We start from the raw sequence: 22,808 nt of genomic DNA, 5'->3' as shown, positions 1-22,808 counted from the left end.
TATTTAAAAAAAGGTTGCTATTTATTGAGTGTAATTGTTTCAGAGTTAGTAATAAAAGCTCTAACACGAATAGGTTTAGAAGTAAATACTTTGGATGCATCACTAGCATAGATATAAAAATAAGCAACATTATCGTCACCTTTTTTCATGTCTTTAAAAACCTCGCTGACATTAATTAAGGCAAAACCTGAACTATTTGTTTTTTCTTCTTTATAAAATTCTGCTGTGCCTTTATCTTTATCCCCGACCACTTTAACAAAAGCATCTGGCTCAATATTGTTTTGAGAATTATGTACAAATACTTTAATAACTGTGTCTTTGTTTTTGTTACACGCCGTTGTCGATAATAATAAAACGGATACTAGGCAGAAAAATAAAACGGTTTTTGCTTTCATGTTGGTTTCAATACAATACTCAACAAAAATAGGGTTAAAATTTTTTCTTCTATTTTTTTTTAGAAAATAGTTATTCACAATGAATAAAGAAAAACTATGTTAATAAGTATAAATGAATAGTATTATATATTCTCAAGGCTTATTAAACAATTTTATTGTTTTCAAAAAATATCTACTAAATTTGTATTCTCTATTAATACACAATGGCAGATATTCATCAAAAGATTAAAGATTTACTTACTGAAATTGAAAATTTCAATATTCAAAATACAGAACATTTAGAAGCTTTCCGAATAAAATTTTTAGGAACTAAAAACATCCTAAAACCCCTTTTTGCTGAGTTAAAAGATGTGGTGGACAGTGAAAAAAAGAAAGTTGGTCAGGATATCAATGAATTAAAAAATAAAGCTACTAATTTATTTGAGCAGTTTAAGGAAAAATTAAGTGAAACCAATTCAACCACAGAAGAACTCGATTTTACTCGTCCAGGTGAACCTGCCAATATTGGTGCACGACATCCTATTAGTTTAGTGAGAAATGAAATAATTTCTATTTTTGAACGTATCGGGTTTGGAGTTTCTGAAGGTCCAGAAGTAGAAGATGATTGGCATAATTTCTCTGCATTAAATTTTCCACCTGAGCATCCTGCAAGAGACATGCAAGATACTTTTTTTGTAAAAAATGAAAAGGGAGAAATGGCTTTAAGAACTCACACCTCATCCGTACAAGTGCGTGTAATGGAAACTAATGCACCACCTATTCGAACTATTTCTCCTGGAAGAGTGTATAGAAATGAAGCTATATCTGCACGTGCCCATTGCTTTTTTCACCAAGTTGAAGGTTTATATATTGATAAAGATGTTTCCTTTGCTGATTTAAAACAAACGCTATTATACTTTGCACAAGAAATGTTTGGAAAAAACGCACAAATTAGAATGCGTCCTTCATATTTTCCATTTACAGAGCCAAGCGCAGAGGTAGATGTGAGCTGTACTATTTGTAATGGCGATGGTTGTAATGTATGTAAGCATACAGGGTGGTTAGAGATTTTGGGATGTGGCATGGTTGATCCAAGTGTGTTGGATGCCTCAGGTATAGACTCAAAAGTATATAGCGGTTTTGCATTTGGAATGGGAATCGAAAGAATTGCTCAATTGAAATATCGAGTAAATGATTTGCGTTTGTACTCTGAGAATGATATTCGCTTTTTAAAACAATTTAAATCTGCATTATAATGGGATTATTTACAACAAATACGGAATCTAATATAAATTGGATAGAGATTCAATCTATAGAAGACTTAGAAAAGGCTTTTCAATCTACTCAAGAAAAACCCGGGATTTTTTTTAAACATTCCACTCGCTGTCCAGTGTCTAGGGCTGCTTTAAATAGATTTAATTCAGGTTGGAAAGAAACAGAAGCGGTAAATTTATATTATATTGATTTACTAAAGCATAGAGATGTATCAAATGCAATTACTGAGAAAACAAATGTAGTTCATCAATCCCCACAAGCGATACTTTTAAAAAATAATACGGTGCTATTAGATGAGGATCATGGTGCTATTAATGCCGAAGATTTTCAAAATTTGGTTTAATATGAAATTACCTAAGTTACTTTTCAGAGTATGTTTACTTTCTCTTCTATTTATCACCTCTTGTACGGATGATAAAACCATTGAAAAAGGAAGTTTAGTTCCAGCTCGTTTTGATTTACCTTTTAATAATGCTAATGTACAAAGAGGACAAACTATACGTATTAGTCTGGAAATATTGGCCGAAGATGACATAGAAAAAATATCCATCTTTACAAAAGACACTAGTATTTATGAGGGGAATGTAACCGATGCGCAAAAAATATTTGAAGTGAACACCCGCAATTGGAATATTGGTACAAATCAAATATCGTTAAAAGTAGTAACCAAAAATAAGGGAATAAAAACAGAAAATAGAATTATAAAAATATTCCCTGATGTGTTTCCAAAAGAATATACTGCTGAGGTAGTGCAAGAATTTCCACATAACACCAGTTCATATACACAAGGTTTAGAATTTAGTGATGGTGAACTTTACGAAGGAACAGGAGGAAGAGCAGATGGAACAGCTGGTGAGAGTATGCTGGCAAAAGTGAATCTAAAAAATGGTGAAATACTTCAAAAAAAGATGTTAGATCACAAGTATTTTGGAGAAGGTATTACACTCTTAAACAACAAAATATATCAAATTACTTGGCAAGAACACACCTGCTTTGTGTATGATAAAAATACTTTCACTGAATTAACTCAATTAACATATACAGGAGAGGGTTGGGGGCTATGTAACAATGGAACACAAATAATTATGTCAGATGGTTCGGAGCGGATTTATTTTAGAGACCCTGAAAATTTTACAATTCAGAAAACAATAGAAGTTTACTCTAACGCTGGTCCAATTCGTGGACTAAATGAATTAGAATATATCAATGGGAAGATATATGCAAATGTTTATACTGAAAATTATATAGTAATTATTGACCCTTCTACAGGTATTGTCACTGGAAGAATTGATGCTACTACTATTACATTAGATTACAGAAAAACAGGAGAAGTTCTTAATGGTATTGCTTATAATCCTTTAACCAAGCAGCTATTTATTACTGGCAAAAGATGGCCTAGTTTATTAGAAATAGCCTTAATTGAGGAATAATCTAGTGAGTTATAATTTCATATTTTTTTCGTATCACGGCTTGATTTTTTAGAACGGCTACTGAAATAGAACTTTCCGTTGCCTTTGCCTTCCAATATGCATTAATAATATCACAAGCGGAATTTCCGTTTTCGATACTCATATCATTAATACCAATAATTGTGTCTCCAATAGCAAAGTCGGAAAACCCAAAATCTAATGAAGAAACAAATGCAGTATTATTTAATACAGCAACTCGTATAGGGAAATAATTGAGATTAATAGATTTGTTTTCCTTATTTTTAAAATAGAGTCTATCCGTTTTAAAATCAAAAAACACACTAGCAAAATTCTTTATCAAAAACCCATTTCCAACTAAGAGCCCGGGGTTACTTGAACTTTCAAAGACTACTTTATCAATAGCAAACGAAGCACTATCTGCCAGCGTCCCAAAAAAGGTTTGCAGGGTATCTATCTTAGATTTTCCAAATAATCCGAATGAAGTATATCCAATTGTAGTTCGTATAATATCGGAAGTATCCTTTTTATGTGAAAGTTCTATTTCCTCTGAGTTTTTACCTGTATCCAGTAAGAAGTTCTCCTCTTTTCCATTTGCAAATAGTTTGAGAAGTGGTCTATTACTTTTTGTCTTAAATTGAATATAATTGGCTGAATTATAATTTGTTATTGAGTCTATATCAAAAAGAGTAATTTGTTTTCTTTCATAATCAATTTCCCAATTTGATAATCCAATAATATTCATTCCCAAAACGCCATCAATATTTATACAAGACAACATATTATCCTTAAAATCATGTGCTACAACAGCTATATTGGAATAGTGTACATTTCCAATATATGCCTCGTTTATTTTATAAATATCTAATTTATCTTTAGCTTCTTGTGAATCAGAAATTTTAATTTGACTTAATCGTTTTAAGCCCAATTCTTCAACCAATTGAGAAGAAATTAGAGTCACTTGTGCTCCCGTATCGAAAATAAAATGATATGTTTTATTATTAATTTGTATCGGTATAATGCTAAACCCAAATTCATTTCTTGAAGCAATCATTTGTGTGCCTATTTTCTCTTTTTTTACAGCCGTCATAAGCATACGATTGTATTTTATCATGCAAGAATTCAGGGTAAACACTAACATCAAAAAAATAAATATCTTTTTCATAATATAACTATACTAGAGGTTACTGTATGAGGTAGATTCACATTTCAAATGTGGCTCTACCATAATTTCAATTTGTAAATTTATAAAATATTTCTTTTGAAAATTTAAAATATAGCATCGCATTCACTCCTTCCTGCGTAAGCCCCCTACTAATAAAGCAATACCCACACCAAATTCGATTCCTGTTCCAAAGTAATGCCATTTCGTATCAATTTCTAAATTCGCTGCGACAAATCCTGCAACCATAAGCAGAATACCTAAAATAATTAGACGTTTTTTTGTAATCATATATTTTATTTAAAGTTTATCTATCTTTTAAAAAAGGCATTCGTTCTCTCACTTCTGCTAAAAGATTCTTAGAAAGTAATACCGTTTCTACTTTTTCATTTTGAAAAATATCAACCAAGGCTTCTCCTAATGGATTAATAACTGCTGAATCACCCGAATATTTTAATCCATTTCCATCCCCAACACGATTTACACCTACATGATAGCATTGATTTTCGATAGCTCGTGCTCTTAGCAGAGTTTTCCAATGTAAACTACGTTTTTCTGGCCAGTTAGCCACGTTAATCATTAAATCATAATCATATTTACCATCAGTGACTTTATTTCGTTGGATTTCAGGAAAACGCAAATCATAACATACTTGTAAGCGTATGTTCCATCCTTTATACACTAATATGACCTCTTCTTCACCGGGTGTATAAGTTTTCTCTTCCGAGGCCAATCCAAAAAGTTTGCGTTTGTTGTAGCTTGTAATCGTTCCATCTGGTTCCACAAACACCATCCGGTTATAAAAACAATTATTTTCTGTAATAATCAGAGAAGCAACGACAGCAGTATTATATTTTTGAGCCATTTCTGTTAACCAAAGAATGCTTTCGCCATTCATACTTTCTGCTAAAGATGAGGCATTCATACTGAAGCCCGTTTGAAACATCTCTGGAAAAATAAGAATATCAGTGACTGGTTGAGCCTCTTCCAAAAGTTTACTAAAATGGGATAAGTTTGCTGTTTTATTCTCCCAAATCTGATGACATTGAACCAATGTTACTCTTAAATCTTGCATAATTTTTCTGTTGCTTGAATAATTGTTTCTTCATTTTTAGCAAAACAAAAACGAATCAAATGATCATCGTGTCCATCTCGATTAAAAACAGATACTGGTATCACAGCTACTCCATGTTTTTGCGTCATTTCTTTAGCAAATTCAACATCACCTAAATTACTAATTTCATTATATCTAGCCGTTTGAAAGTAAGTACCTTGACAATCTAATAACTCAAATTTACTACCTTTCATGCGTGTTCTAAAGAAATCTCTCTTTTCCTTATAAAATTTACCTAAATCGTACAAATCTGTTTGAGGAATATAACGAGCAAGCGTTTCTTGAGCAGTGCTATTTACGCAGAAAACAAGAAATTGATGCACCTTCTTTATTTCTTTTAAAATATATTCAGGAGCAACTAGATAACCTATTTTCCATCCTGTCACGTGAAACGTTTTTCCAAAAGAAGAAACTATTATAGCTCTCTCTCTAATATTCGTTCTGGTGTGTATAGAAATATGTGGCTTCTCAAAATATATAAACTCATACACTTCATCTGAAAGCAAAAATAATTGAGGAAATTTTTCCATAATTATTTCAATTGATTGAATATCAGCTTCTTCGTAAATTTTTCCACCTGGATTATGGGGATTATTAAAAACCAATAATTTAGTTTTACTCGTAACAGCATTTTCTACTTTATTCCAATCTATAGAAAAATCAGGATTCATATTTATGTGTATAGGTTTACCACCTGCTAATTCAACAGCTGGAGCGTAACTATCGTAAGAAGGATCCAAAATAATAACCTCATCACCTGGGTGAATTAGTGCTTGAATTGTAGTAAAAATAGCCTGAGTTGCACCAGCAGTAACCAATATATCAGTATCTTCTTTTACAGAGCGATTATAGTGTAATTGGATTTTTTGAGAAATAGCATTTAAGAGTGAGGGTAAACCAGGCATAGGGCGATATTGGTGTGAATCTCCCTGAATAACCTCTTGATAGGTTTCAATTAATTTGGAGTCAACTGGAAAATTTGGAAATCCTTGAGACAAATTTATAGCACCATAATCAGAAGCCATTTTTGAAATAACTGAAAAAATGGTTGTTCCAACATGCGGAAGTTTTGAGTTTACTAAATTCATTTTATTATTGGAAAAGGTATAAGAACAAAAAAAAGAAAAAGATGTGAGAATTCAAATTTATTTAATGGTGATCTTAAAAAGTGTGAGAAATATTAAGTAAAAATAAGATTTTGACATTATTTTAATATAACATGTTGGTAATCAATTAATTATATTTAAAATATATTTAATTTTGACAATTAAAATAAGCCTTTATTAAATCGCTTATTTCAGAATTTTGAACACAACCCATCATTTGGGATAAAATCATTGAATTTTACCCTATTTAAATGCAAAATTGATTCTAAAAATTTAATTAAGGTTCAATTTATTCTTGCTTTTAGCAAAAACATACACTTGACTAGAGTATCCAAATTTTTTAGCACGTAGATTAGAAACAAGTCCAACAAAAAAACCAAAGAAAGGTAAACGACTTCTATAACGTTCTGAAATCATAGAAATATAAAAAGCATCAAATTTCATAGGAATCACTTTTTTTAATTCGAAACCATGATCTAACATTAAACGTACTACATCTATTTTTCTGAAATGATAAAGATGTCTTGGAACATCATAAGCAGCCCAATATTTTTTATAATGACGAGCATCAAGAGAATTCATATTTGGCACAGCAATAAATACTCTTCCATCTGGTTTCAAAATAGAATGTATAACTTTTACATCCTTCTTCAAATCATAAACATGTTCTAATACATGCCACATAGTAATAATATCGAACGAATCATTCTCTATATCATATAAATCTTCTTGTGCACTACTTCTAACTTGATTAAAGCGGTGTGCAAAATTCCTTGCTCCTTCATCTGGTTCAATACCTACCCCTTGAAATCCTTGTTCATTAGCCACACTTAAGAAATGACCAGTTCCAGAACCAATATCTAATAAATGAGTACCTGAAGCTACTTTTTTAACCCAATTGATTTTATTCTGTAAAGTATATTTTCTCACTTGAATATAGATCCAATCTATAATACCTTTAGAAGTAGAACTATGAGAAATATAATCTGAAGATTTATAATAATCACCAATATTCTCTTTAGAAGGGATAGGATTTGTGAAGTGAAATCCACAAGACTCACATTCCACAATCTTAAATATCTTTTTAGAAACAAGATGATCTTTAGGTGTTAAAAATTTTTTAAACTCTACTCCATTACAAATTGGACAATGTTCTAAGTTGTTCATAAATTAAATATATTATCTCCCTAAATAAATTAAAAGTACATTTACATCACTTGGAGAAATCCCACTAATTCGAGAAGCTTGTCCAATAGAAGAAGGACGGATGTCAGAGAGTTTATTCACTGCTTCTGAGCTTAAACTAGCAATGGTTTTATAATCGATAGCATCCGGAATTCTTAAATCTTCTAATCTAACCAATTTTTCTGCAACCTCTTCCTCTCTTTTAATATATCCTTCATACTTAAATTGAATAGCTGCTTGATCGATAACTTCCTGTGACAAATCTAAAGTATAATGGGATAATTTTTCACTCACACGAAGTAAATCCTCCATTTCAATATGAGGTCTAGAAAGAAGCTTTCCCAATTTTAAAGATTGTTCGACCAAAGCTGAACCTTTAGCCGCTAAGAGATTATTAACCTTTTCAGGAGTTATACTAATTTTAGTTAATTGATCCTTTAAATCTTCTACCTGATTTCTTTTATTATTTACCCTTAAAATTTCCTCTTCAGATAGAATTCCCAATTCATATCCTAATTGTGAAAGGCGTAAATCTGCATTATCTTGGCGCAATAATATCCTATGTTCGGCACGAGAAGTAAACATACGATAAGGCTCTTTTGTCCCTTTTGTTATCAAATCGTCAATAAGCACACCAATATATGCCTCTGAACGTTTTAAAACAACAGCTTCTTCTCCCCTAATTTTTTTAACAGCATTAATACCTGCCATCAAACCTTGACAAGCAGCTTCTTCATATCCTGTGGTTCCATTAATTTGTCCTGCAAAGAAAAGTCCCTCCACTAACTTTGTTTCTAAAGTAAATTTTAATTGAGTAGGTGGAAAATAATCATATTCTATTGCATAACCCGGGCGGAACATTTTTGCATTTTCAAAACCTGGAATCGCATGCATAGCTTTCAATTGTACATCTTCAGGTAAACTAGAACTAAATCCATTCACATAAATCTCAACTGTATTCCATCCTTCTGGTTCAACAAAAATTTGATGGCGCTCTCTTTCAGCAAAACGATTGATTTTATCTTCAATACTTGGGCAATAACGAGGTCCAACAGATTTAATTCTACCAGCAAACATAGGACTCTTATCAAATCCAGTTCTAAGGATATCATGTGTTTCCTCATTAGTATATGTAATATGACAAGCAATTTGATTACTTAAAGGACTAGTTTTGTCAGAGAAGCTAAACTTAGAAGGATTCTCATCTCCTTCTTGAACCTCCATTTTAGTATAGTCTAAAGATCTTCCATCAACTCGAGCGGGCGTTCCTGTTTTCATACGACCACTTTCAAAACCAAGTTTTACTAAATCTTCAGTTATACCAATAGAGGCTGATTCTCCTGCTCTTCCCCCTCCATAATTACGTTCTCCAATATGAATTACACCATTCATAAACGTTCCACTCGTAAGAACAACTGTCTTACCATAAATATCAAAACCTAATCTAGTTTTAACACCTTTAATTTTACCAGATTGAGTAATGATTCCCATTACCATATCCTGCCAAAAATCAACATTTGGATTTTGTTCCAAAAGCAAACGCCATTCTTCAGAAAAACGCATCCTGTCGTTTTGTGTACGTGGTGACCACATTGCAGGACCTTTACTTCTGTTCAGCATTCGAAATTGAATAGCTGACTTATCTGAGACAATACCAGAACCACCGCCTAACGCATCAATTTCACGAACAATCTGTCCTTTGGCAACACCTCCCATTGCTGGGTTACATGACATTTGAGCGATAGTATTCATATTCATAGTTACCAACAACACAGACATACCCATCTTACCCGCGACATTTGCCGCCTCACAACCAGCATGTCCCGCACCAACAACTATAACATCGTATTCTTTAAGCATAAAAAATTTGTTTCACGTGGAACAAAATTACAACAGAGAAAGATAGTAATCCTCTTTTTCTCGAATAATTTTAATATCCTCTTCTGTTTTATCTTTATAACCACACAAATGAAGAACACCATGAATTATAACACGGTTCAGTTCTGTTTCACGTGAAACATTAAAGGTTTGTGCATTATCAAAAACTCTATCTAAACTAATTAGTAAATCACCAGAAACAACATCATCAAAACAGTAATCGAAAGTGATAACATCAGTAAAATAATCATGTTGTAAATATTGTTGATTTATTTCTAGAAGCCATTCATCTGTGCCAATAACGAGCGCTAAATCTCCTAAGATTTTTTGTTCATTCAAGACAGCTTCAGAAACCCAATTATGTATATGATCTAAGTTAGGTGGTGTGACATTTATAAATTGAAAATCAATCATTTTTGTAACGAAAAAATAAGTGTTACTTTAGATCCATTATCTTCAAAAACAACTTCATCCGCCAAAGAGCGCATTAAAAAAACACCACGCCCAGTTTCCTTTTCAATGTTCTCAGGTGCTGTAGGGTCAGGTAAAGAATTAAAGTCAAAACCAATTCCCTGATCTTTAATAACAAAACGCAATTCATCTGAATTAGAAAAAGCACTAATCTGAATTAATTTTGACTGATCCATCCTGTTACCGTGCTGCATTGCATTATTTACAGCCTCAGTCACCGCAATCAGAATATTACCATAATTATCTTCATCAATTAATAAGTCATTACAAACAGTGTCTATAAAAGATTCAGCTATACTGATATTATGAATATCTGAATTAAATGAGGTCGTTTCAATTTCTTTATAGTGAGTTTCCATTCAAAATGTATTAATCAGCACTAATTTATTTCTAAAAAATAGGCATTAGCCTTATCCTTATAATATTTACTAAAAGAAGGGTCAAGTGTTTTTAATAACTCAATTTGCTTCTCTTTTTGTCTCTTATACTCCAAAAACTCAATTTGGTTACCAAAATTTTCATCTTTTCCTGAATTACTTTCTCTTTTTTCATCAAGACCTCTTTCTTTAAGGGCTTTCTCACTTTCTAAAAGGCGGGTCAAAATCTCTTGTTGACGTTCGATCATTTCTTCATTCCAGTCACGATTAATCAGGCTTTCTTGTTGTTTTTCTAATTCTTTAATTAAATCATTTAACTGATTGCCCTCACCTTTACCTTCTTGATTTAATTTATCACGTAATTCTTGTAGTTTTTTTTGCATTGCACTTTGTTCAGCAGCCATCTTAGCAGCATCTTTTGACTGAATTGGAAGTAATCCATCTTGTCCTCCAGGTTTTTGTCCACCCGGATTTCCTTCACCATTTTTCATTTTTTCCAATTGCTTTTTTATCATCTCTTTCATTCCCTCCATATCTCCTTCTTCAGATTCTCCCGATTTTCCAGATCCTCCAGGAGTAGAGCAATTACCAGAACCAGGCATATTGGATTGCATTTGTTTTTGTTTTTGCTCTAAAGATTCATTTAAAAAGAGCGCTAAATTATTTAGGTGCATCATAACAAATTGCTGTTTCATCGATAAAGCACGTTTTTCACGTTCTCCAATTAAATCTGGTATATATCCAAATTCTTTGTTAATCTCCTTCAACTCCTGCTCAATAAAAGAAGAAATCTGAGGAATACGATTTGCTAAAGCACGAAGACTATCTTGAACAGGTTTAAAATTATCCATTATATTACGCTGTTCTTGACCTAATGTAACGAAGAAAGGATCATAAATAGACGTAGATTCAAAACTTGTCATATTTGCTTCTTGATCGAAACTCAGTTTAAGTAAATTTTTTAACAACATACGTAAAGAAGCAACATCTTCTTCATCTTGTTCTTGCTGACTTTGTTGCATTTGTGCTTGTAATTGAGAAGCAGCCTGTTCCATTTTATCACCTGCATCTTTTTGTTTACTTTGCGCATTCTTATTATTTCCTTTATCAATTTGCTCTTTTGCATCCTGCATATCTTTAGATATATCTTTAGATAATTCTTCTAAACCGTCAAAAGAATAAGGTCGTTTCAAATCATCATTTTTATCCATCATCTCTTTTAGTTCATTCTGTAGCTTATTGAAATCTTTATTTAATTCTTCTTGTTTTTTTTGCGCATCTTCTTTTGAAATCTTATTATTTTTTAAGTCCTCTCTTAATTGATCTTGTTCTTTAGCTAGTTCCAATAAGTTTTTCTGTAAATCTTCCACACGCTCCTGTACATCCATTATTTTTAACATCTCCATGGTTCTATCTAACTGTTTTTCCATCTGTTCAGAAGACATTTCACTTTCATTTAATTTATCAAGTATATTCTTATCTTGATTTTCCTTAAGCATTTTTTCGAGCTCTTCCAATAACTTAAGTAGTTCTGGATCCATCAACTGTTCAAGCATTTTTTCAAGTTGCTCCTGTTTTTCTAAAAGCTTTTGATCACTTGGACTTAATTTCTGTTTTTCATCAAAGGAAGACTTTAGATCCTCTTTAAGTTTTTGTAAACGTTCTTGCAAAGACTCTTGTTGTTCCTTTAAATTCTCCATCTGCTTTTGTTGCTGATAAGAATAGCTTTTGGAATTCAATAATTCCTTTTTCATTTGTTCAATTTGTTCATTGAGTTCTTTTGCTTCTCGTGTTAATTCTTTAAGTTGTTCCTGACTCTTATTTTTGTCTTCCGCACGTCGTTCTTGCAATTCCTTCTGGCTAGGAGATATATATTGATATATAGTTGAACGTGTTCCTTTGGATCCATTCACTCCATCATTATCATACACTGTAAAGAAATACGTTAATTCATCTTCTAATTCGAGAGGTAATTGATTGATATCAAAATACATAGAAAAATTTGATTGTATTCCATCAATCCCAGGAACATCAGTATCTTTTTTTACTATCTGCCCAGATTTACGTTTGATTTCATACGAAAAAATAAGTCTAGACAAACCATAATCATCACTAACATTTCCACTAAAATAAATTTTCTTTCGTTGAATAGAATCTTCTTTGGAATTAAGTAAAATGTGAGGATATTCATCTTTAATAACATCTATAAAAAAATGATTCGTATCTTTTCTATCAACCTGATTATTTGTTAAAACAAAAGTTAGAACAGAAGAATTCATCATACGTTGAAAGTATCTAAAACCAGATTTATCTTTAAAAGATAGTGTTGTGTCACCCGAAATAATTTTAAAATCATTCGAATTCTTAACTGTCCCATTCCATGTTAATTTAGTTCCTTCAGGTAAAATCAGGTCACCAGGATTATCAATCTTTTCATTATTTCTTCCGAGATATTTTGGATAATCTATATCAACACTTAAATTTCCAATAGAGGTTCTTTTGGCAACTTTCACTAAATAAGATCTTGAATTATTATTCGCAACTTTAAAATGAAATTGAACATCTTTACTTAAATTCTCAAGCAGAAAAGAAATTCTAGTTTTTCCATTCTTTCGCATGACAAATTCTCCTTCACTGGTAATAATATAAACAGAATTAGGAATCGCCTTCCCTTCTTGTGGAATGATTTCGGCTTCAATTAAAATTGATTTACCTTCTTCAACCAGTAAATTGGAATTTTCCAAGTTAAATATAAAATCGGGCGCGATTTCAAATACTTGATTAAAGTTTATTACTCTTGTGGTACCATCTTTAAATAACTTTGGAAAGAAGATTCCAGCTAATATAACCACAAACAGAATTGGTAGAAAAAAACTTAAGAATTTCTTATTAGAAGCGTAATCAATTGCCGAAATAAACGAAAATGTATTTAATTTCTTAGCATTTTGTTGAATGCTAGCTTGAACAAATTCCAAATTCAAAGAATTGTCATGGATATTTTCTTCTAACTGAAGCGTATTAACTAACTTATCATTGATAGAGGGAAAAAACTCACCAATAATTTTAGCTGCCTGAATACGACTAATTCTTTCTCCAAAAGAAAAAAGTTTGAAAAGGGGAATCAAAAAATATTTAGTTAACACATACCCATTTAAACCAACAAAAGAAAAGAAAAGAAAAGCTCGAATAAAAGAATTAAACTGACCTAAAAATTCTAAGCCACTCACCAATAAAAAAGTAGAAAGAAACAAAATCAAAAAAAGGAAGGCTCCTTTAATCATTTGATTCTTGTAATACTTTCTAATAAATTGGTCAACTTGATATATTAATTCTTCAAAAGCACTCATTTACAAATTGAAATAACATGTAAAGTTAAACGAAAAGATTTTATATTCAGTTTTTACATAGCAATAAACGTACAAAAAATAGGATTATTTAACGATTGAAATTAAGCAATTGAACATTGCATGGTTTTTGTAACATTCCAATCATTCAATTTATAATTAAAGCTATTTTTTATGAAAACTACACTTACTTTATTTCTTCTGTTTAGTTTAATCTCTTTTGCTCCATCAAAATTATGTCCTATCTGTCATTCATCTTTATCAAAAACCATACAAAGTAAAACCAAAGATGATGTAAGATACTATCTATATACTTGCAAAAATGATCATGATGTTTGGTTAAAAAGTGACTCATCTCCACTATTTAAAGAATCAAAATCTTCTACCTCTAACGATTGTTCTTGTCCTGTATGTGGGAAGCATGGATATGTCACTGGAATTATAGGCGTCAAAAAATGTATAAAAGGACATACATTTAAATGCTAACAGTTTAAACAAGTGATAAACAAGGTTTATAGATAGATTCAAAGGGAAAAACAAGCTTTGGATGTTAGAATAGTGATTCATCTATTTTTCATATTTGTATTGGTATTCTTTTCATTATCTTTGCAAAAAATATTGAAAATCTATGTCAGACAAACCAGTTCGTGTACGATTCGCTCCATCTCCAACAGGACCTTTACATATAGGAGGAGTTCGTACAGCATTATACAATTACCTTTTTGCTAAAAAAAATAAAGGAACTTTTATTTTACGAATAGAAGACACAGATCAAACTCGTTTTGTAGAAGGGGCTGAGGAGTATTTAATTGAGTCGTTGAAGTGGTGTGGAATTATGCCAACAGAAGGTCAAGGAATTGGAGGAAATTACGGGCCATACAAGCAATCCGAAAGAAAGGAAATGTATATGCCTTATGCTGAAGAGTTGGTTAAAAATGACAAAGCTTACTATGCATTTGATACCGCTGAAGAATTAGACTTTATGCGTGAGCAAGCAAAGAAAATGAACATGCCTAACTGGCAATATAACGCTATTACACGTTCTTCTATGAAAAATTCTACTACTTTACCAGAAGATGAAGTAGAAAGAAGATTAGCGAATGGAGATCCGTATGTCATTCGTTTTAAAATGCCGCGCAATGAAGATGTTCGCTTTGAAGATATTATTAGAGGATGGGTTGTTGTAAATACTAACAATCTGGATGATAAAGTATTATATAAAAGTGATGGAATGCCAACCTATCACTTAGCAAATATTGTTGACGATAAAACTATGGAAATTTCTCATGTAATCCGTGGAGAAGAATGGTTACCATCTGCACCATTACATGTTTTATTGTATGAAGCTTTTGGTTGGGAAGCTCCAAAGTTTGCCCACTTACCATTATTACTACGACCAGATGGAAATGGAAAATTATCCAAAAGAGATGGAGATCGTTTAGGGTTTCCTGTGTTTCCACTAGATTGGTTTACAGCAGAAGGAGAAAAATATTCAGGATACAGAGAAAGAGGTTATTTGCCAAATGCTTTTATCAACATGTTGGCTTTTTTAGGATGGAATCCTGGAACAACACAAGAAATTTTTACTTTAGATGACATGGTAGAGGCTTTCTCACTTGAACGTGTAAGTAAATCAGGGGCTAAATTTGATGCGCAAAAGACCAATTGGTTTCAACAACAATATTTACGTGCAGAAAGTAATGGTTCATTAGCAAGTATGCTTCGTAAAAAAGAAGGAGAGCAATTAAAAAGTGTTAGCGAAACCTATTTAGAAACAGCTTGTGGATTAATGAAAGAGCGAGCAACTTTTGTAGAAGATATTTACAATGAAGGAAGATATCTTTTTGAAAATCCTACACATTTCGATAAAGAGGCCATCCAGAAAAAATGGAAAGAAGATACCACCCAAATTATGAAAGATTGGATTGAGGTTTTACGAAGTGCTACACCATTTGATGCAGCACATTTAGAAAGTTCTTTCCATACATTTTTGGAAGAAAAAGAATTAAATGTGGGTAAAGTATTATTTCCTTTCCGATTGGTATTAACGGGTGCTTCTGCAGGACCAAGTATGTTTGAAATCAGTGTGCTTTTAGGTAAAGAAGAAGTATTGAAAAGAATGGAGGGTAACCTAGCTATTATTGATAAAATCAAAGGATAACATGCAACACACTATAGAAGTCAACGGAATCCAACTATACGCTTATCACGGATGTATGCCTGAAGAAGAGCGTATTGGGGGAAGATATACGGTAGATGTTTCAGTAAGTACAAATTTCAACACTTGTTTTCAGACAGACGAAGTTTCTGATACAGTTGACTATGTTACAATCAATAAGATAGTAACAGAAGAAATGGCTATTCGATCAAAATTAATTGAGCATGTTGGTAATCGCATACATCAACGAATTCACAAAGAAATTAAAGGTGTTATTGGTGTAAAAGTAAAAGTAATAAAACACACGCCACCTATAGGAGGAAACGTAGAAAATGTAGCCATCATACTTGAAGATTAAAATAAAAGTATTCTAATTAAGGTTATTACCAATAATTATTTCTATATTTGCACGCTCATTAAAAGGTCCTGTGGCCGAGTGGCTAGGCAGTGGTCTGCAAAACCATGTACAGCGGTTCGAATCCGCTCGGGACCTCAAAATGAACAAACAATTTATTAGAAATCTACTATAAAAGTATTTTTTAACTACTAAATATGAAATTCAACCAAATTTTTATTACTTTAGAATCAAAATTGTTTGTTTCATTAAACAGAATAAATAGTTATTTTTGCAAAAACTATATAAACCTTTTATAAGTATGTCAACTAAAAGTTTCATTGTACCCCATGATTTTTCAGAAGTTGCAGATTGTGCTTTAAATCATGCCATAGCAACTGCTAAAGTAGTAGGAGCCAAAATATATTTACTACACGTGGTTTCAAAAGAGAAGAATCTGAAAGAATCTGAAGCAAAATTAAAAGAAGTAATTGCCTCTTTCAAAAGTCACAATATTGAAATTGTACCTAAAGTAAGAATTGGTAATATTTTTGAAGATATTGGTGAATTTGCTGCAGAAAACCATGCAGAATTGATTTTTATGGGAACACATGGTGCTTCTGGATGGCAATTAATCGCAGGATCAAACGCATTGAAAGTGGTAACTAATTCTAATGTTCCTTTCATCATTGTTCAGAAAAAAGAAGTTAATGTAGATGGTTATAATGATATTGTTGTTCCTTTAGATTTACATAAGGAAACAAAACAAAAGTTGGCCATTGTTGCTTCTATGGCAAAATATTTCCAGTCACGAGTTCATGTTATTACACCAAATGAAACTGATGAATTCTTGAAAAATAAGGTAAATGCTAACATATTATTTGCTCAAAAATTCTTTGAAGAAAGAGGTATTGAGATGACAGCAAAATTAGCTAATCCTTCTGGGTTTGATAAAGAAATTGTAAAGTTTGCAGTTGAGAAAGATGCTGATTTAATCGCTATAATGAACCAGAATAAGAGTAATCTTTTAGGATTTGCTTCTAATTATGAGCAATATATTATTACAAATGATGCTGAGATACCTACCTTGATTGTTAATCCAATTGACACTCCGTACGGATCAAGTGTGTTATTCTCTTAATCATAAAATAATACAACAATATTATAGAAAAAGGGGATTCGATTGAATCCCCTTTTCTTTTAATCAACGTAATCATTCCTCTCTAATCTCTGTTTAATTTCCTCAATATTCTGCTTTTTCTTTTCTAATCTCGTACGTAAGGCGGTTTCAGTAAAATAACGATGTTTTTCGAGAAATATAACTTGCATTTCGTCCCACTTACGGTCGCTATTTATTTTACCATATTCTCTCAATTCTCGACGTAATCTATCAGCAATCTCATGGAAATCATCACGTCCTAAATAATCCAAATCTGCATCGCATATAATTTCTTCCAATTTATTTTGAGGGTGATGTGGCACCTCAGTAACAAATATCAACTCTTTAATTCGCTGTATATGGGCTTCTGAATAACCAAAGCGAGGCAATATTTCTGCAGCCATACGCGCACCAATTGGTTCGTTATGTTCATATTGTTCTACAAATCCAGCATCGTGATACGAAGCGGCAGATTTTAAAAGGAATAAATCTTCATCGGTAATTCCCTCTTCAATAGCAATTCGTTCAACTTGTCGCGTAACATCTTTAGAGTGTATATACGAATGATAATGAAGTTTTGGACTCAGTTCTTTTTTAAGTTTAGCCAAAATAAAACGTTCTGCTTTATAGTAATTAATCTTACTAAAGTGATGGAGTGTAACCAATTTATCAAATGCATCATTAGGTTCTATACCCAATCCACCAATGGAAAGTTCGGGTTTAATACAAACAACCTCATACATCATGATTTTGTTTCCACTTTTCATTTCTACCTTTCCAATTGGATTACACTCAAAATAAGGTTCAATGTAGTTAAAAGTATCTTCAGTCACTGCAATCTTTTCAGGCTCACAAAAACCTTCCATTCGTTGAGCTTTATTTACTGTATTTCCCCACACATCATACGCATAACGTTTGGCACCAATAACCCCAGCATACACAGGTCCCGTATTAATCCCTATACGCAGTTTCCAATAAGGTTCTCCTTTTTTTATTTGATCTACCTTATGTTGCAACATATAATATTTAATCTGAACAGCAGCTAACGTGGTATTTATTGGGTTTGTTTTATTACGAATAGGTACACCACCAGCGGCCATGTAGGCATCACCAATAGTTTTAATTTTTTCTAAATCATTTTTTTCTATGATTTCATCAAATTTTCTGAAATGCATATCTAATATAGCTACTAAATCTGAAGCGGGCATAGATTCAGCAATCTTAGAGAAGCCAACAAAATCTGTAAATAAAATAGATACTTTTGAAAATTCTCTTGCTGTAGAATGACCATCTTTCTTCAACTGACTAGCAGTTTCACGTGGCAGTACATTATTTAATAAACGCTCTGATTTCTCTTTCTCTCTTTCCAATTCCTCTGTTTGAAGAATCAATTTTTCTCGTTGTTCTTCAATTTGCTCATTTTTTTTACGTAATTCTCTGGTTCTATCCGAAATAAGCATTTCCAAACGAACTTGTTGACGTCTTTCTTCATCAATATTCTTACGTACTCTATATAAAACAAATAAGAAAATAACAACTAGAATAATAGTATAAAACCACCAAGTCTGCCAATATGGGCGTTCTACATCAATTATTATATGTGCTGGTTCATTACCCCATTCCTGATAAGGAAGACGTGCATAAATAAACAACTCATAAGTTCCTGGAGCGAGTGAATTAAACCGGATTTCGTTATTATTTCCTAATTCTTCTTCTACATCATTAGAACCGCGTAAAATATACTTATATTCAACTCTATCTGAGTTACTTAAATCATCAACAAAAAATTTAAGTTTGATACTTCTTTTATCATAGGATAGATTAATTCTTTTTGTAAATGCAATGTTTTCAGTTAAAAGTCCATGTTCTTCTGGGAGTATATTTTTATTATCTACCTCAATGCCTGAGAAGAATACTTTTATCTTATAATTAAAATAGAAAGATTCCTGTGGATAGAAATAATTATAACCTTGAATACCTCCAAAATAAATCTGACCGTTTTTAGAAACAAAACTAGCTCCAGAATTCAATTCATTACTTAATAAACCATCTTTATCAGTAAACGAATAGAATTTTTCTGTTTTTGTATTAAAACCTATAACACCTTTATTTGTGGATAACCAAATGAAGTCAGAACCCTTATCAGAGGCTTTTACACCATAGATTACACCATTTGGTAAGCCTTTTGATTTATCATAATGGACAACTTTTTTGGAGTTTAAGTCAAATTTGAATAACCCATCTCCCATTGTAGAAAACCAGAAAATGGAATTATTCATCTCCATTACTGATGAAAAATAAGAATTACTAATTTGATTTAATGTTGAAAAGTCGTGATTTTTAAAAACAACTAATGAATCATTGATTAAATCAACTTTATATAAACCTCCAGATGAAGGAGCAACATAATAATTGTCCTTATGAGAAAAAATAACTCGACATGGTCCAGCCCCGATAGAATTGGGACTATCCGAAGAACTCAAGAATTGTAATTTTTTAGTTATATAGTTAAATAGAATAACTCCTCCTCGCGTACCAATTAAATAGTGCTCTTTGTCTTTAAAAGGAATAATAGTATATACTAAATCAAAACCACGTTGTATAGATTCTGGGTATTCAATTTTATGGTATTCATATATATTAGGATTATTTGAATCTACAACTAATTCAAAAAAACCATCAATGCTTCCAACCAGAAAATGATTTTTTTTAACAATACGAATACATAAAGTGGTATAATCATCATTACCTGTAAATTCTCTATAGTAGTGATAAAAGACGTGTTTTTTTCTATCATAATTAGATATACCGTGATCAGCCGCTATATATAAATTATTACCATCACTTGATTCAGCAAAGCCCCATACATTTTGAGAAGGTAATCCCTTTGATAAATCTTTACTAGCACTAACCCCTCTAAAACCTAAAAAATTTGGATTATAACTACTAATTCCTCTATTTGAATAAATCCATATTACTCCTTGATTATCCTTAAATAATCCATAGATCATATTTGAAATTAATGCTCCTTTTTGAAATATATCAGCAGTATAATGTGATATATTTATACTATCATTTAGATTTTTACTAACGAGAAAGATACCATCATTTTCAGTGGCCATAATAACTCTATTCTCATCGATAGAAAGTGCATCTTTAATATTATGATTATTTACTTCGTCATATAGGCCACCCAGAGGAGTGAATCGTTCATTCGCAATATTCAAATAAAAAGCTCCTTTATCAGTCACAACAGCAACCGCACGATCCGGAATATTAATAAATTTATTTAATAAGAAATAGGAACCTTCTTCAAGTTTTGGGTTTATAATGCGCTGATATTTAAAATTATAATCAGTAACTAAAATACCTTCAAATTCACTGATCAATAAAACCTTATCATCCAAAAATTTAATATCTTTAATTGTAGAGTTAAAGATTTTATCATTTAGTAAAATGAATTTTTCACTTTTAACATCAAATTTATAAATCTTACCAAATGCCGATCCTATCCATAAATTTCCATCATTATCTTCCTTGATAGTATGAATTTCAAGTCTTTCGCTAAAATCAAGACTATAGGTTTTAAAACTAACAAGTTTGGAATCATATTTTATAATTCCATTATATGAGCCAAACCAGATATTATTATTTTTATCTACAAAACTTGTAATAATATTGTCATTTCCTAGATCATAACCTTTATCTATAGAAATAACTTCAAAGTTTTTTCCATCAAATCGGTTGATTCCTTCTTGTGTTCCTAACCATAAAATACCGAATTGATCCTGAACAACACAGGTAACGGTACTCTGTGATAGACCATCATTAATGGTAAAGTTTTTAAACTGTATATTATCTTGTGCTTTTAATGACAAAAAACAAAATAGAAATACTAATAATAAAAAGATTCTTTGCTTCATAAGCATTCTTGTGGTATCCAAATGTATAAAGATATATGTTATAGTTTAATAATGAAACTGTTTTTAAGAGTATTTTAATTTTTAAGTGGTAGTATCATTGTTTACTTCTTTATCAATTTTTATTCATTTTACAATTAATCAAAGATTATCTCTATATTTATTTTTTACTTTGATAATCATTCTTATAGTCAGAAATACATGATACAAACACTTTTAATTATATTAATTCTATTAGTTGTTCTCAACATCATTCTTGTTATTACTAAAAAACAAAAGCAAGAAGAAAGTCCACAATTAAATGATTTAATTGCTGAAACTAAAAAATTTGGAATTCTGCTCGAACAAACAGAAAAGAGAATGAGGGATGAATTTCAACGTAGTCGAGAAGAAAGTTCAAAAACTGCCAAAGAAAACAGGGATGAGCTTGGAAAAAATTTACAAACCTTTAGTGAAACAAATACGCAAAACAACAAAGATTTAAATGAACTTATTCGTCAAAAATTTGGTGATTTACGAGAATCTGTTGAAAAACAACTAAAGGATGTACGAGAAGACAATAACAACCAGCTTACTGAAATGCGAAAGACAGTAGATGAAAAACTACAAAAAACATTGAATGAACGTTTGAGTCAATCTTTTGAAACAGTAGGTAAACAACTACAGTCTGTACAAGAAGGTTTGGGTGAAATGAAAAATTTAGCCAATGACGTAGGTGGTTTAAAACGTGTACTAAGCAACGTAAAAATGCGCGGTGGTATTGGAGAAGTACAACTTTCAATGTTACTCGAACAAATCTTAGCTCCAGATCAATACGAAGCTAATGTAAAAACAAAAGCAAATAGCTCAGATTTAGTGGAATTTGCTATTAAATTGCCTGGTAAAGAAAGTGATGGAAAACATATTTGGTTACCTGTAGATGCTAAATTTCCAAAAGATATTTATGAGCAACTTCAAGATGCTTATGATGAAGGGGAACCAGATAAGATAACCACTGCACAGAAAAACTTAGAGCAAACCATTAAGAAAATGGCAAAAGACATTAGTGAAAAATACATTGATCCTCCTGGAACAACAGATTTTGCTATTTTATTCTTACCTTTTGAAGGAATTTACGCTGAAGTAGTTCGAAAAGCTGCATTATTAGAAGAGTTACAGCGTACTTACAAGATAATTGTTACAGGTCCAACAACTTTAGCAGCTATCTTAAACAGTTTACAAATCGGTTTTAAAACGCTTGCTATCCAAAAAAGAAGTAGTGAAGTTTGGCAAGTTTTAGGTGCTGTTAAGACAGAATTTGAAAACTTTGGTGGCTTAATGGATAAAGCACAAAAAAATATTCAAACAGGGCTTAATCAATTGGATGATGTAATTGGTAAAAGAACAAGAGCTATACAACGTAAACTTAAAAATGTAGAAACGTTAAGTGAAGGAGAAACAAAACAAATTTTTCCTGAAATAACAGATGATTCTATAAATCTAGATGACGATGATGAAGAAGTTATTGAATAATAAATGATAATA

At 31.5% G+C, this 22,808-nt stretch carries 19 protein-coding genes and 1 tRNA gene; 9 read left to right on the top strand and 11 right to left on the bottom strand.

Going from position 1 to position 22,808, the window contains the following annotated elements:
* Positions 1-17: 17 nt before the first annotated feature.
* Positions 18-395 (bottom strand): hypothetical protein, encoded by a 378-nt coding sequence (locus M9897_00655; GenBank protein MCO5267389.1) that lies wholly within the window; start codon positions 393-395, stop codon positions 18-20.
* A 212-nt stretch (positions 396-607) separates the two neighbouring features.
* Between M9897_00655 and pheS the strand changes: the two genes are divergently transcribed.
* The 3 genes from pheS to M9897_00640 are packed head-to-tail and all read left to right on the top strand — an operon-like array spanning position 608 to position 3,079.
* Positions 608-1,630, top strand: a complete 1,023-nt coding sequence (gene pheS, locus M9897_00650) for a phenylalanine--tRNA ligase subunit alpha (protein ID MCO5267388.1) — start codon at positions 608-610, stop codon at positions 1,628-1,630.
* The gene (gene ytxJ, locus M9897_00645; protein ID MCO5267387.1) at positions 1,630-1,992 is read left to right on the top strand and encodes a bacillithiol system redox-active protein YtxJ; all 363 of its coding nucleotides are present in this window, start codon (positions 1,630-1,632) and stop codon (positions 1,990-1,992) included. Before pheS ends, ytxJ begins: the two co-directional genes overlap by 1 nt.
* Position 1,993: 1 nt before the next feature.
* Positions 1,994-3,079 (top strand): glutaminyl-peptide cyclotransferase, encoded by a 1,086-nt coding sequence (locus M9897_00640; protein MCO5267386.1) that lies wholly within the window; start codon positions 1,994-1,996, stop codon positions 3,077-3,079.
* A 1-nt stretch (position 3,080) separates the two neighbouring features.
* Here the strand turns inward: M9897_00640 and M9897_00635 are convergent, their stop codons facing one another.
* From M9897_00635 to M9897_00595, 9 genes are all read right to left on the bottom strand, one after another.
* Positions 3,081-4,241 (bottom strand): retroviral-like aspartic protease family protein, encoded by a 1,161-nt coding sequence (locus M9897_00635; GenBank protein MCO5267385.1) that lies wholly within the window; start codon positions 4,239-4,241, stop codon positions 3,081-3,083.
* Positions 4,242-4,364: 123 nt separating this feature from the next.
* On the bottom strand, positions 4,365-4,529 hold the full coding sequence (locus tag M9897_00630) for a hypothetical protein (GenBank protein ID MCO5267384.1): 165 nt from the start codon (positions 4,527-4,529) through the stop codon (positions 4,365-4,367).
* 16 nt (positions 4,530-4,545) lie between these two features.
* On the bottom strand, positions 4,546-5,313 hold the full coding sequence (locus M9897_00625) for a nitrilase family protein (GenBank protein MCO5267383.1): 768 nt from the start codon (positions 5,311-5,313) through the stop codon (positions 4,546-4,548).
* The gene (locus M9897_00620; protein MCO5267382.1) at positions 5,301-6,440 is read right to left on the bottom strand and encodes a methionine aminotransferase; all 1,140 of its coding nucleotides are present in this window, start codon (positions 6,438-6,440) and stop codon (positions 5,301-5,303) included. Before M9897_00620 ends, M9897_00625 begins: the two co-directional genes overlap by 13 nt.
* 291 nt (positions 6,441-6,731) lie before the next feature.
* Positions 6,732-7,625: a class I SAM-dependent methyltransferase gene (locus M9897_00615; GenBank protein MCO5267381.1), complete on the bottom strand. Its 894-nt coding sequence runs from the start codon at positions 7,623-7,625 to the stop codon at positions 6,732-6,734.
* Between the two features lie 12 nt (positions 7,626-7,637).
* Positions 7,638-9,503 carry a tRNA uridine-5-carboxymethylaminomethyl(34) synthesis enzyme MnmG gene (gene mnmG / locus M9897_00610; protein ID MCO5267380.1) on the bottom strand — a complete coding sequence of 622 codons (1,866 nt, stop codon included), beginning with the start codon at positions 9,501-9,503 and terminating at the stop codon, positions 7,638-7,640.
* 27 nt (positions 9,504-9,530) lie between these two features.
* A complete protein-coding gene (ybeY, locus tag M9897_00605) occupies positions 9,531-9,860 on the bottom strand; it encodes an rRNA maturation RNase YbeY (GenBank protein ID MCO5267379.1) in 330 nt (109 codons plus the stop codon).
* A gap of 71 nt (positions 9,861-9,931) precedes the next feature.
* On the bottom strand, positions 9,932-10,351 hold the full coding sequence (locus tag M9897_00600) for an ATP-binding protein (GenBank protein MCO5267378.1): 420 nt from the start codon (positions 10,349-10,351) through the stop codon (positions 9,932-9,934).
* Positions 10,352-10,371: 20 nt separating this feature from the next.
* Complete coding sequence (locus M9897_00595) at positions 10,372-13,716, bottom strand: hypothetical protein (protein MCO5267377.1); 3,345 nt, start codon at positions 13,714-13,716, stop codon at positions 10,372-10,374.
* A 171-nt stretch (positions 13,717-13,887) separates the two neighbouring features.
* Here M9897_00595 and M9897_00590 point away from each other — a divergent pair, with 171 nt between their 5' ends.
* From M9897_00590 to M9897_00570, 5 genes are all read left to right on the top strand, one after another.
* Positions 13,888-14,199 (top strand): hypothetical protein, encoded by a 312-nt coding sequence (locus M9897_00590; protein ID MCO5267376.1) that lies wholly within the window; start codon positions 13,888-13,890, stop codon positions 14,197-14,199.
* 142 nt (positions 14,200-14,341) lie between these two features.
* Entirely contained in the window at positions 14,342-15,874 is a 1,533-nt protein-coding gene (gltX, locus tag M9897_00585; GenBank protein ID MCO5267375.1) for a glutamate--tRNA ligase, read from the top strand.
* A 1-nt stretch (position 15,875) separates the two neighbouring features.
* Complete coding sequence (gene folB, locus M9897_00580; protein ID MCO5267374.1) at positions 15,876-16,229, top strand: dihydroneopterin aldolase; 354 nt, start codon at positions 15,876-15,878, stop codon at positions 16,227-16,229.
* Between the two features lie 64 nt (positions 16,230-16,293).
* Positions 16,294-16,364: transfer RNA gene (locus M9897_00575), tRNA-Cys, on the top strand.
* Positions 16,365-16,527: 163 nt separating this feature from the next.
* Positions 16,528-17,346, top strand: coding sequence for a universal stress protein (locus M9897_00570; protein MCO5267373.1), 819 nt, complete (start codon positions 16,528-16,530; stop codon positions 17,344-17,346).
* 59 nt (positions 17,347-17,405) lie between these two features.
* Here the strand turns inward: M9897_00570 and M9897_00565 are convergent, their stop codons facing one another.
* Positions 17,406-21,287 (bottom strand): hypothetical protein, encoded by a 3,882-nt coding sequence (locus M9897_00565; GenBank protein ID MCO5267372.1) that lies wholly within the window; start codon positions 21,285-21,287, stop codon positions 17,406-17,408.
* Between the two features lie 198 nt (positions 21,288-21,485).
* Between M9897_00565 and M9897_00560 the strand changes: the two genes are divergently transcribed.
* Positions 21,486-22,796 (top strand): DNA recombination protein RmuC, encoded by a 1,311-nt coding sequence (locus M9897_00560; GenBank protein ID MCO5267371.1) that lies wholly within the window; start codon positions 21,486-21,488, stop codon positions 22,794-22,796.
* Positions 22,797-22,808 lie beyond the last annotated feature (12 nt).

The organism is Brumimicrobium sp. (assembly GCA_023957385.1).
Classification (GTDB): domain Bacteria; phylum Bacteroidota; class Bacteroidia; order Flavobacteriales_D; family Crocinitomicaceae; genus Brumimicrobium.
Note: the sequence above shows the minus strand (reverse complement) of the source record. Positions and strands in the feature narration are given on the sequence as shown.